Origin of the sequence: Endozoicomonas ascidiicola, from assembly GCF_001646945.1 — a bacterium.
GTDB classification, from domain to species: Bacteria; Pseudomonadota; Gammaproteobacteria; order Pseudomonadales; family Endozoicomonadaceae; genus Endozoicomonas; species Endozoicomonas ascidiicola.
Map to the genome: position 1 here is coordinate 530,614 of NZ_LUTV01000001.1, position 12,876 is coordinate 543,489.

Genomic DNA, 12,876 nt, shown 5'->3' on the forward strand with positions numbered 1-12,876 from the left:
TTTATGGCCCTTTATCAAGTCTGTTGTGAGCAATCCGCTTCACAGGTGGCCTTCAGCACCAAACGCGCAACACACACCTTGTGGAAATGGATCAAAGCTTATAATGAATTCGGCCCAAAAGCTCTCCAGTATAAGCGTACAGGCGGGCACCCCCCTTTTGTCTAACCGTTACCTCAATCATCACTCAAGCCATCCACCGCTCGGCTGAAGCCGCTGCAAATGCTGAAAAGTCGTCACTCCCTCGCTGGACTCTTAAAAGGTTAGTAAACTGGTGCAAGGTGAAATGGAACTTTACTTGCTCCCGGGAAACTATTCGCCGTGTTTTGAAAAGGAATAATATCTCCTGGAAAAAGGCGAAGAAGCTCCTGAATCGTGCCGATCCTGAAAAAAGAGCAGACTATCTGAAGCAGCTTGAGCCGTTACTTCAGCAGGCAACCAGGCAAGAAAAACTGATCGTTTATATTGACGAAGCGCACATTCATCAGGATACGGATATCGGTAGTGGGTGGTCAGCTAAAGGCGGTAGACTCTTTGTGTCTTCTTGCTCTCCAGGGCTATCCAAAGTCACGTTTTACGGGATTTATTACTACAACGAGGGCCAGGTTAGGATTTGGCCATACCCCAAAGGCAATTCACAACATACTGTGAATGTTCTGGAGCGTATTCGACAGGAGAATCTTGAACGACAAATTACTGTTATTTGGGATGGTGCGTCCTATCATCGGTCATTTGACGTCTGCGAGGCTGCAAAAAATCTAAAAATAGAGCTAGTCTGGCTACCTCCGTACAGTCCTGATTTTATGCCAGTTGAGGCTCTTTGGCGTTGGTTGAGAGAGGAGGTAACTTATCATTATTGTCATAGCACCCAAGATGAACTGGTGAAGAATGTCAAAGCCTTCTGCGTGCAGATTAACCAAAAACCAGTCGAGTTAGCCGACAGACTCCATACCAAGACGTCTCTTGACGAGGAGGAAGAGGTGCTCAGAAAACCGGTTAAGCCAAAACCAAAATAAAACCGATGGTTTCAAGTGAGTTTTGGTTTAGATGTTTTTTTAGCGCCAAACACCCCAGTTTTCTCGTCATTATTGGTTTTTTTTAGCGGGTCCTGAGTTTGAGGGGCCGTTGGACCACTTACCCCAGGTGAAAAATTTGGCATTTGAACATCCTTGTTCTCATTTAGTAAAAATGACACCTTTCAGCCTAGCTTATTCAGCTTTTCCCCCTCCTTGAGTAAGTAGTTAGCCACATGAAATCATACATTCTGACCAATTGAACAGTCACTCTGCAGCTTTATAATTCCGGTCACATAGCTAAGGCTATGCTCCGTACATTGTGCCTTGTATAGCAACTATTCAACCGGCCAGAATTATTCTATTCCAAATGGCTAACTACTTTATGAAGCAGACTGGACTCTATCCAGACCGCAAAGGTCTTGAAAAAAAACGACACCGCCTCTATATAGGAAGCTCACCTAATAAATGGAGCCTCTAATGCGCTTCCTGTTTTTATCGTTTATTCTGCTGCCCATTCTGGAAATGGTCGTCCTTATCAAAGTGGGCAGTGTCATCGGGGCATGGAATGCCGTTGCACTGGTGATTATCTCTGCTTTTGTCGGCATCAATATCATTCGCAGCCAAGGGTTCAGCAATGCTCTGAAGACTCGTCAAAAGCTGGCCGCTGGCGAATCGCCTGCGGTGGAAATGTTGGAAAGCCTGTTTATTGCGGTGGGTGGCCTGCTGATGATTATCCCCGGCTTTATCACAGATTTTGCCGGCATCCTGATGCTGATTCCACCGCTGAGAAGGTGGATGATCAAAAGCTGGTTCCGGAAAATCGGTATGAAAGCCCAGCAAAGCAATATCTACGAAGCGGAATATCGCCGGGAGTCCGATGGGTTCCATACGCAAACACACATTAGTCACACGATTGATGGCGACTTCACCCAAGAGTCTGATGATCAGAGGCCTAAGCAGTAAATAATCACTAAGTACTAAGTAGTTGGCCATTTGGAATCGAATATTTCTGGCTTGTTGACCAGGTTTTCTGCAAGGCGCAACGGCGGGAGCATAGCGAGCTATGTGACCAGAGTTGCAACGCAGTCAGAGAGCCTGATCAATGAGTCAGAAAATATGATTTCAGGTGGTTAACTACTTATGTTTACTGATCAAATTTCCCTGACTGGTGAACATTCTTCTTGTTTCCCGGTCTATTCTTTTGTGCCATCAGGTATATCGAGCAAAAAAATCATTTTTTTTTCTTCCAGCTCTTGAAAACGCAAGTATGTACCCATACTAAGTGAACACCTGATAAAAGCTTCGCTGATTGGCAGGTCTGGGCTTATCTGAACAGTACCTTTCCACCTCGAAGCGGAATAAACCAAGCAAACTGTTGGAGATATAATCGATGAAAATCCGTCCGTTGCGTGATCGCGTGGTCGTTCGTCGTGTCGAAGAAGAAACTACCTCTGCTGGCGGTATCGTTCTGCCAGGTTCTGCAACTGAAAAGCCTAATCAGGGCGTTGTAGTTGCAGTTGGCGATGGCGTATACCTGGACAATGGTGAAGTTCGTCCAGTAGGCGTCAAGGTAGAAGACAAAGTTATCTTCGGTAAGTACGCAGATTCCAACACCGTGAAGATTGACGGTGAAGAGCTGATCATTCTGTCTGAAAGCGACCTGTACGCCATTCTGGAAAGCTGAAACTCCCGGCAACCGTCGTATCAGATTGCAGATTAATAGTTATTAGGATTACCGATCATGGCAGCTAAACAAGTAAAATTCGGCGACGAAGCTCGCAAAGAAATGCTCAAAGGCGTCAACATTCTTGCTGACGCAGTAAAAGCGACCCTCGGCCCTAAAGGTCGTAACGTTCTGCTGGAAAAATCCTTCGGCGCGCCAACCATCACTAAAGATGGTGTTTCCGTAGCCAAGGAAATCGAACTGAAAGACAAGTTCCAAAACATGGGCGCCCAGCTGGTTAAAGAAGTGGCTTCCCAGGCTAACGATCAGGCTGGCGACGGTACCACTACTGCGACTGTACTGGCTCAGTCCATCCTGAACGAAGGTCTGAAGTACGTTGCCGCTGGCATGAACCCAATGGACCTGAAGCGCGGTATCGACAAAGCAGTTGCTGCGGTTGTTACTGAACTGAAGAACATGTCCACACCTTGCACCGACAGCAAGTCCATCGCTCAGGTAGGTACTATCTCTGCGAACTCCGACGAAGTGGTTGGCCAGATCATCGCTGAAGCCATGGAAAAAGTAGGCAAAGAAGGCGTTATCACTGTTGAAGAAGGCAGCGGTCTGGAAAACGAACTGGAAGTTGTAGAAGGCATGCAGTTCGACCGTGGTTACCTGTCTCCATACTTCATCAACAATCAGGAAAGAATGTCTGCGGATCTGGAAAGCCCATTCATCCTGCTGGTTGACAAGAAAATCTCCAACATCCGCGAGCTGCTGCCAGCTCTGGAAGCCGTTGCCAAAGCCGGCAAGCCTCTGCTGATCATTGCTGAAGACGTTGAAGGCGAAGCCCTGGCGACTCTGGTTGTGAACAACATGCGCGGTATCGTTAAGGTAACTGCCGTTAAAGCGCCAGGCTTTGGCGACCGTCGCAAAGCCATGCTGCAGGACATCGCTATCCTGACTGGCGCTACCGTTATCTCTGAAGAAGTTGGCCTGTCTCTGGAAACAACGACTCTGGACGACCTGGGTACTGCCAAGCGCGTACAGATCACTAAAGAAGAAACCGTTATCGTTGACGGTGCTGGCGTACAAGCTGACATCGTTGCTCGTGTTGAGCAGATCCGTGCTGAGATCGAGAACTCTTCTTCCGACTACGACAAAGAAAAACTGCAAGAGCGCGTAGCCAAGCTGGCTGGCGGTGTTGCGGTTGTTAAGGTTGGCGCTGCTTCTGAAGTAGAAATGAAAGAGAAGAAAGCCCGCGTTGAAGACGCCCTGCACGCTACCCGTGCTGCGGTTGAAGAAGGTGTGGTTGCCGGTGGTGGTGTTGCCCTGGTTCGTGCTCTGACTGCGATCAACGTTGACGCGATCAATGTTGAGCAACAGGCGGGCGTTGATCTGATCCTCCGCGCTCTGGAAGGCCCGATCCGTCAAATCGCCAACAACTCCGGTGACGAAGCTTCCGTGGTAGTTGATAAGGTGAAAGCCGGCTCCGGTAACTTCGGTTACAACGCAGCGACTGGCGAATACGGCGACATGATCGAAATGGGTATCCTGGATCCAGCCAAAGTAACCCGTTCTGCTCTGCAGGCGGCAGCTTCTGTTGCTGGTCTGATGATCACCACTGCAGCTATGGTTGCTGATGAGCCACAAGAAGATGCACCTGCTATGCCTGATATGGGCGGCATGGGCGGAATGGGTGGTATGGGCGGCATGATGTAATGCCTTCCGGCTGGTAGCTGTTTTCTGATATCTACCTGCCAAGCCCTTTATGATGAGTATTCGTCATGAAATCTACAAAAAACCGACGCATTTTAGCGTCGGTTTTTTTTATGCTTAATCGCTTAGGCTCAATACTGGAAAAAACTATAAAATCAATAAAATCAATAAAATCATAGAGTTAAACGAAACCAATCGAGTTCTCCAACCAATGTCTAATTTTCTGCCCATGCACACCCTGTCAAAATACACCCTCTAATACTCTGTTCATATGACGTTCATTAACAATAACCCGTTATTCATCGAGGGTTAACTATCATTAAAACAAGTATTCATGAGATGAATTGAAAGGGATTTAACATGTCGCCCATAAAAGGAAGCACTCCAACCAGCAAGCTGCGGCCTTCACTTCCAGAAGACGCTATCACAGCAGGGCAAAAACAAGGAAAAGCGGTCACTCCTGTCAACCCGAAAAATCAGATCCCAAGCCCACCGGCTCCAGAGCATACCCAGGCCAACCAAAGGGATGTAAAGTCTGTTGAACAGGAATCAGCAGATAATAATCCAATCCAAAAACAATCATCTCCTGAAGCGATTTCCAGGATTCAGGAAATTCTCAAAGAAGACGGAACATTGGCTCAGAGCTACAAAAAACTGGTTAAGAGAAACTCTGTTCAGTGCTCCAGTGATATTCTAGAAGCGTTATTACATGACGAAAGTGTGTGGAAAAAGAAGCCTGATAAAACACTAGAATCTTTTATCAAAAAATCGAATTCACTTCTAAACAACGTCTCGAGCCTGAAGATAGCTATTGATATAGCGGACTATGGAAAAGTACAGTTGATTCCAGCAGGCGATCAGCTAAAGGAGCTGAAACTGTCGACTGATCAGCTGAGAGAACTGGTCGAGGTCTCGTTTCAACTGGCAAAAGGCATGTTGCCACTGGTAGAGCTGGATCAATTAGACAATCAAAATTCACCCAACAACATAGAAACCCTTGAACAGGAAGTTAAAGCAAACATTTCAGAGCTCAGTGAAGAGCATCAACAACAGGTTAGAGAAAAACTGAAAAGCGTTCAAAACCCTACAGTACATATCAGCATTCGCGGGATTGATCTCTGGCCTGATATTCAGCCAGCGCTTGAAACCAAAAGCCAAAATTTATCAAGCCAAAATGATCAACCAGAACCACCAAAGGGCAAAACGCCAGAGGAAGCAGCTTTAATTGCAGCTAGAATTGAGAAGTTCAGCAAAGCGGGAATGGGAAGTGGTCTTAAGCCTGAGGACATCAAAACTATCAATCAGAGAAAAAAACTAGTTAATGATGAGATTGCAAAGCGTTTTCAAAAGAAACAAGCAAAGCTTAATGAAGAATCAGAAACCCCAAGAATACCAAAACCGCCTAAAGTACCAACACCACTAAAAACAACTGAAACAGAAAAAGCGCTTCTCCCCGCTAAATCACCAACAGCACCAGCTGTTTCTGCTAACTCAAAACAACCCGTTATCAGTCAGCAGAAAACAGAGGAAACCCAACTACTAGACCTTAATGGGCAGCAACTTCAATTCTTTGAAAATGAGCAACTATGGCAGTTCTTTGAAAACAGTAAACAATATGATGAGGTCGCAGATAAATTTCCACAGTTATTACACAACCAAGAGTTCAATGAGGCACAAGCCGCTAAGACGAGCCGCCAGCGCAATACTCTAGAAAAGCTTCCATCACTTGAAGAACTGATACAAAGGCGCCGCACTCTAAAATTAAAAGATCTGTATTTTACTGAACAACTCACGACTGACGATGAAGAGTTAAGTGATCGAGAAGTGTATAGGGATGATGTGGAATTTTTCCGCGCATTCTACGCATACTACATACTGGATGAAGCGTTGATTGACAACACCGGTGATTATGATAGTGCTAAATACTTATCAATTATGTTAAATAGCGTCAACGATGAGGAGAATACACCTGAAAAAATAAAGACTGCCATCACAAAAGGAATAGAGAAGTTCAATATACTGCTTAAAGAAGAAGCACCGGCGGATAGCAAGTTAGGCAAAAAAGTGATTCAAGCACTCAATAAGCACTCTAACAAAACTCTGGCCGAAGTAATATTTACTCACTGTTTTGCAACACCAGTATTCAACCATCGGAATTATGATGGATTGATAAAAGCACTAGGTCTGCCACACCCTCTTAATTCTCATGATCTATTTGATCTTAAAAGTTTGACCGATTGCATTGCTTCTCAGTTAATGTCGGATTTTGATATCCCTCTCTCTGACGGTAAAAGTGAAGGGATTCTCATCAAAGATGATCGATATATGTTGAGAGTTGCAGGTGATTTTTTTGATGCTGTTGATGATGATGAAGAGTGATTGAGGCCTACGCCTCAATCAAAATACAACACCCCTTTTTGAATTAACCCCAAGAGCCATTGCTGCGTTTTCTGATCCTCAATACGAGACCATTCTGCGGCCAATAGCGTACCCTTTTTACAAAGCACTTCTACCCATTCCAAAGTATCCAGCGGTAAATCATACTTTTCACCATCAACAAAAGCGTAATAACAATTCCCTTTATAAAAAGCCAGCCGTGAGCCTTCACTGACCATTAGATCCGCACCTTCAAACTCCTCCAGAATAAACGACCAATCAGTAATACCATCAGCCTGTTCCTGCTGATGTTTTGGCTCAGTCATAAAAGCACCAAACCACTGCGCAACCAGGGCTTTGTCATTGATGTATTGCTTCAGCACATCCTGAACCCGTTGTATTGAGTGTTCATCAATCAAGCCTGTATTCGATAAAACCCTCTGATCCGGATCCGAATACCTCAGGCTTTCACCCAGTTGATCTGACACATAATCGGTAAAGCCCATCAGAATTTCACGATGGCTTGGCGCACGAAAGCCTATAGAGATAGTCATACACCCTCCTTCCGCTACACCATGATGACCAAACCCCGGCGGTAAATAGAGAATATCACCCGGCTCCATCACATATTCAGCCTCGGCAGAAAACTCTGACAGAATATGCAACGGCGTATCAGCAACCACCGGTGCCGACTCATCATAAACCGGACCAACCTGCCAGCGTCGTTTACCTTCCGCCTGAATCAGAAAAACGTCAAAGTTGTCATAGTGTGGCCCCACATTACCGCCATCAACTGCATAGCTAATCATAATGTCTTCCAGCCGCCATCGAGGCAGAAACTGGAAATACTCCAACAACGCATTCACTTCAGGCACCCAGTGCTCCACAGATTGAACCAGCATTGTCCAGTGAGATTCTGGCAATGTTGAGAACACCTCTTCATCAAAGGGCCCGTGACGCAAGGTCCATGGCGCATCTCCATGCTCAATAATGAGGCGGGATTCCACCTCCTCTTCAAGCGACAATCCCGCCAGCTCATCCGCTGAAATGGGCGAGACAAAGTTGGAAATCCCCTGACGAATCACCGTTGGTTTTTTCTGCCAGTACTCCCGAAGGAACTCAGCAGCAACAAAATTTTCTAGTTTTTTTCCCACAATACGGTTCGCTGAAATGATTGCTATTAAGGTACGATAGTCATCGTCAAATGTAACAACAAGGATTATAAAAATGAGCAAGCTCTATGGCGTGCCTGTCTCTCCCATGGTTCGCAAGGTTCTGGTCAGCCTTGAACTTAAAGGCATTATCTATGAAATCGTGCCTGTTACGCCCTTCAATAAACCGGATGGCTTTTTAAACATCAGTCCATTAGGAAAGATTCCAGCCTGGCAGGATCAAGACGTCACACTGGCAGATTCCACAGTGATCTGTGAGTATCTGGAAGACCGCTACCCAGACAACGCGCTTTACCCAGCAGGCGCTGCCGATAAAGCAAAGGCTCGATGGATCGAAGAGTACGCCGATACGATTATGCTGCCAGCCCTTGGCTCTATTTTCTTTGAGCGCGTTGCTAAAAAAATGATCAACCAGCCTGCCGATGAGAGCAAAGTGCAGGATCATCTTGAAAAAAAATTACCGCCAATTTTCAACTATCTTGAAACATTGCTTCCTGATGCTGACTTCCTCTTCGGCGCAGACCTTCAGCTGGCAGACATTGCCCTGATCACCCATTTCATTAACCTTGCCCATGCCGGCGTTCACGTTGATAGCACGTCATATCCGACACTGGCAGCTTATGTTGAAAGAGTATTTCAGCACCCTGCTATCGCCCACAGGATCAGTGAAGATCAAAAAATTTTCGCCTAACCAGAATATAACCTCCGGATGTAATACGGCATCCGGAGGTTATTTATTATTTCAAGCCATTCAAAAGAGTACTACTGATCAGCGCCCCGCTTTCCAGCGTTCGTCTGGAAACCGACTCACTTAAGCCCACCATGGGCGCAATCTCGACCACATCAGCCCCTGTCAGTTGAAAATTATCCGTTAACATCGTAATCATTTTGACACACACATCAGGCGTTAACCCTTCAGGCTCCGGAGTTCCTGTTGCACCGGCATAGTATTCGTCCAGAGTATCTATATCAAAAGAGATATAAATCTCCTGAACCTGTTTTTCTTTTAACGCCTTAATCGTTTGTTGAACAAACAGCTCCGCGCCCTGGGCTTTAATCTCCCTGGCCCAGATCTGATTAATACCAAATTCATTTTCCCAATGACCGCGAGACTTTCCAGTGGAACGGATACCATACTGATAGCACAAATCAGGGCTCTGCAAGTCGTCCAAGACGTGGTAAAGCCAAGAGCCAAAGCAGTAATCTATGCCAAGACGGTCTTTAAGTAAGTCTGTATGGGCATCAAAATGAATCAGTGCCGCTTTGATTCCCTGTTGGTTCCTGCTTTCAAGCCAGGCTTTCACAAGAGGGAAGCTAACAGAATGATCCCCCCCCATACTGAATATCCGCGCACCGGGGTTAATGTTATAGATATCACTCAAACATCTGGCGGTGATACTCAAAGGAGATACCGGCAGCTCTGCTCCGCAATACAAAGCCTCACGTGTTTTCTCAATGGTGGCATCATTCAAATACTTATCATGAAGCAGATGAGGGATCACGCGCACATCACCAATATCCAACGCATTCAGATAGGTATCTTCAAACAACTCTAATAGAGTATCCCTGAGAAATAATGGCCCCCAGTTTGCCCCGCGCTGTATCCCGCCACCACAATCCGATGGGATGCCAAGAATCACCGGTAGCTCATTGCTCTTCAGTTTATCGATAGTGAGCTGCCATTGAGCTTCAATATTCTCTTTAACCACGGAGCCAAAAAGCTTCTCGCTCAAACGATTTTTTCGCTCCTTTGCCGTATTGACAGTAAAGACCCCAAAACCCGGGGGGCAAAGGTATTTTTTTATATCTTCCAGTCTATTCATGAATATTCCCAGGACCTGTTACAGATCCAGCCCCGGTGATAATTTCTCCGGCATGATCAAGGATTCAGACTCCACACTGGCCACCGGAAACGCACAATAGTCCGCAGCAAAATAAGCACTGGGGCGGTGGTTTCCACTGTCACCCGGGCCACCAAAAGGCGCCGCACTGCTGGCACCGGTAATAGGCCGGTTCCAATTCACAATACCCGCACGGATACGTTGTAGAAAACGTTGGTAGTCGTCTTCCGATTCACTGAATAAACCGGCCGAAAGACCAAAGCGGGTATTGTTTGCTCCGGCAATGGCTTCATCAAAACGGTCATATCGAATCAGCTGTAATAAAGGCCCGAAATATTCTTCATCCGGCAGATTCTCAATGGCAGAAACATCAATAATGCCTGGAGATACCAGACCAGTGCCTTCTTTAAGATGCCTCACAGGAATAAGGCTTGTACCACCTTGAGCAACCAGACTTTCCTGTGCAGCAACAATCTGTTTTGCAGCCTGCTCAGAAATCAATGCCCCCATAAACGGTGCATCTTCATCATCCCACTGACCCACTTTGATTTTGCCAGTGGCCGTTGTCAGTACAGCAACAAACTGATCGCCCCACTCAGTGGCAGGTACAAACAAACGACGAGCACATGTGCATCGTTGCCCTGCCGTGATAAAGGCCGATTGAATGGTGTCGTGAACAGCAGCACGCAGATCGGACATCTCAGTCACAATCAGCGGATTATTTCCACCCATTTCAAGGGCAAGGATCTTACCGGGCTGTCCACCATATTGCTGGTGAATCAACTTGCCGGTGTTTGAGCTACCGGTGAAGAAGAGCCCGTCAATTCCCGGATGACCTGCCAGAGCAATACCGGTGTCTTTTTCGCCCTGAACAAGGTTGATAACACCGTTTGGGATGCCAGCCTGTTCCCATAGCTCAATGGTTAACTCGGCAACGCCCGGTGTCAGTTCGCTGGGTTTAAATACAACTGTGTTGCCCGCCAGAAGCGCAGGTACGATATGACCATTCGGTAAGTGTCCGGGGAAGTTGTAAGGACCAAATACCGCGACAACACCATGAGGCTTATGCCGAATCACGGCCTTCCCGACAGGCATCGGGTTTTCAACCGTACCTGTGCGCTCCTGATAAGCCTTGATGGAAATGGCAATTTTACCCACCATAGCACCCGCTTCTGTTTTGGCTTCCCAAAGCGGCTTACCGGTTTCACGGGCGATCATCGTCGCCATGTTTTCTTTGTTTTCTTCCAGAAGTCGGGCAAATTCTTTAACAACGATTTCTCGTTCTGAAAACGGTTTAAAAGCCCAGCTTTCTGCTGCTTCACGGGCAGCGCTGATGGCCTGATCCACTTGGGGTACGCTGGCGCTGCCGCCCTGCCATACCGTATCACCGGTGCCGGGGTTCAGGGATGAAAAGGGCTTTCCTTCTGCCTTTGCCCACTCTCCGTTAATAAACAGACAGTTTTCTTCACGCTTGTTTGACATTATATGGCCCTGTTTCTTTTACTTCTTACGATAGGGGTTAAGTAGTTGACCAAATGAAATCATATTTTCTGAGCAAGTGGCCAGCCACTCTGCCGCGTTACAACTCTGGTCACATAGCTACGGCTATGCTCCCGTCGTTGTGCCTTGCATAGTAACTGTCCACTCACACAGAAATATTCGATTCCATTTGCACAACTACTTAATGAATCAATTTATGAATCTTTTGATAAAGGAACAGCCCTTAACAGGTCACCCTCTTTAACGTTGAGCGCATCTGCCTGATCTGGCGCTATGTTGACAGTATCCAAGCCTTGGAACGACAGGCTGCCCATTATGCAACGGAAGTCTGTTAGCTCTTTGTTAGCCATCAACCAACGACGCTGATCGGTTATATTGTTTTCGACAATGGCGACTTTGTATTCTCTGGAGTCAGCAATCGTACGAATATCCTTCACCCTTGCGTCCAACAACGGGCCACCATCAAAAATATCCACATAGTTAGTATAGTGAAAACCTTCAGACTCGAGCAGACGTCTTGCTGGTGTCGTGCTTTCGTGGGTAACGCCAATGGCTTCTCGGGCTTCATCCGGAAGCAGGTTGGTATAGATCGGGTGGCGGGGCATTAATTCGGCAATAAAAGCTTTGTCCACCGATGTTTGGCGATCGGCTTCCACAAAATCAACAGCAAAGAAATGTCGACCTAACGCTTCCCACACCGGGGACACTTCATCTTCATCACTATACCCTCGCATTTCTGCAAAAAGATCACTTGAGAATAGCTCTGGAAAATTAGCAATAAACATCAACCGGCATTTGGAGAGGAAGGCACCATTCTTTGAGTGACGATAGTCTGGCCTTAAAAACAGAGTACACAGTTCAGAAAGCCCCGTGTGATCACTACAGAGCATCAAGGTCTCAACCATGGTGTAAACATCCAGCTGTTGAGACGCATGAACCTGCTTATTTACTTTATAGTTATACCAAGGCGCATCAAGACCCACGGCCGATTCGATGCCAGCGGTACCCACCACCTCGCCCGTGTCGGTATCTTCCATCACAAACAGGTAAAGTGAGTTCTCCTGATTTCTGTCAGCATCATCAAGACTTTGCCTTTCAGGCGCCAGAGAAAATGAGCCTACGGCCCAGTCCAGTTTACTGTCCACCATGGGACGATTAGGTTGCAAAGATGTAAAGCCGTTGCCTGTCTGGTTTGCAATTTTCCAGAGCGCCTCACGGTCTTTTTCTTGAATAGGGCGGATAACTATCATAGCAGGAAAGACCTTTCTTCTAATAATAAATCAGCGACATACCGGTTAGACCGAATAGCCACACTACTGCACATGAAGATCTATTTAGAATCGCGATTATAACGATTAGTACGGTAACTGACACCGTTTCGGGAATTTCCTCTTATTTTTGGTCAAAACATTAGGGTCTGTTGACGTTTCGTTACGTGCTCAGCGGATCTGGGCGCTCCTATGGCTAGGCGCAGTGCCGCAGGAATGCTCATTGCCTTTCAAGGTGCTGGAACAACGACATAGGGGCGCCCTGATCCGCCCTTCGGGTGACTCAGAAAAACGTCCCCGCTTTGTCAGGCTTGCTCGGCGTAG

Annotated in this window: 10 protein-coding genes; 6 read left to right on the plus strand and 4 right to left on the minus strand. The window is 46.6% G+C overall.

Going from position 1 to position 12,876, the window contains the following annotated elements:
* The first annotated feature begins 191 nt into the window (after positions 1–191).
* The 5 genes from AKL11_RS01980 (at position 192) to AKL11_RS02000 (ending at position 6,774) form a co-directional block, all read left to right on the plus strand.
* Complete coding sequence (locus tag AKL11_RS01980) at positions 192–1,013, plus strand: IS630 family transposase (protein WP_245673284.1); 822 nt, start codon at positions 192–194, stop codon at positions 1,011–1,013.
* A gap of 477 nt (positions 1,014–1,490) precedes the next feature.
* Entirely contained in the window at positions 1,491–1,976 is a 486-nt protein-coding gene (locus AKL11_RS01985; RefSeq protein ID WP_067514950.1) for an FxsA family protein, read from the plus strand.
* Positions 1,977–2,403: 427 nt separating this feature from the next.
* A complete protein-coding gene (locus tag AKL11_RS01990; RefSeq protein WP_067514951.1) occupies positions 2,404–2,697 on the plus strand; it encodes a co-chaperone GroES in 294 nt (97 codons plus the stop codon).
* A gap of 57 nt (positions 2,698–2,754) precedes the next feature.
* The gene (gene groL, locus AKL11_RS01995) at positions 2,755–4,398 is read left to right on the plus strand and encodes a chaperonin GroEL (protein WP_067514952.1); all 1,644 of its coding nucleotides are present in this window, start codon (positions 2,755–2,757) and stop codon (positions 4,396–4,398) included.
* Positions 4,399–4,755: 357 nt separating this feature from the next.
* On the plus strand, positions 4,756–6,774 hold the full coding sequence (locus AKL11_RS02000; protein ID WP_067514953.1) for a hypothetical protein: 2,019 nt from the start codon (positions 4,756–4,758) through the stop codon (positions 6,772–6,774).
* 14 nt (positions 6,775–6,788) lie between these two features.
* Here AKL11_RS02000 and AKL11_RS02005 read toward each other — a convergent pair whose 3' ends face one another.
* Positions 6,789–7,925, minus strand: coding sequence for a cupin domain-containing protein (locus AKL11_RS02005; protein ID WP_067515344.1), 1,137 nt, complete (start codon positions 7,923–7,925; stop codon positions 6,789–6,791).
* Positions 7,926–7,998: 73 nt separating this feature from the next.
* Here AKL11_RS02005 and AKL11_RS02010 point away from each other — a divergent pair, with 73 nt between their 5' ends.
* Positions 7,999–8,634, plus strand: coding sequence for a glutathione S-transferase family protein (locus AKL11_RS02010; protein WP_067514954.1), 636 nt, complete (start codon positions 7,999–8,001; stop codon positions 8,632–8,634).
* A gap of 46 nt (positions 8,635–8,680) precedes the next feature.
* Here the strand turns inward: AKL11_RS02010 and AKL11_RS02015 are convergent, their stop codons facing one another.
* From AKL11_RS02015 to astA, 3 genes are all read right to left on the minus strand, one after another.
* Positions 8,681–9,766, minus strand: coding sequence for an arginase family protein (locus tag AKL11_RS02015; protein WP_067514955.1), 1,086 nt, complete (start codon positions 9,764–9,766; stop codon positions 8,681–8,683).
* An 18-nt stretch (positions 9,767–9,784) separates the two neighbouring features.
* Positions 9,785–11,266, minus strand: coding sequence for a succinylglutamate-semialdehyde dehydrogenase (gene astD, locus AKL11_RS02020; protein ID WP_067514956.1), 1,482 nt, complete (start codon positions 11,264–11,266; stop codon positions 9,785–9,787).
* 212 nt (positions 11,267–11,478) lie between these two features.
* A complete protein-coding gene (gene astA / locus AKL11_RS02025; protein ID WP_067514957.1) occupies positions 11,479–12,534 on the minus strand; it encodes an arginine N-succinyltransferase in 1,056 nt (351 codons plus the stop codon).
* Between the last annotated feature and the right edge of the window lie 342 nt (positions 12,535–12,876).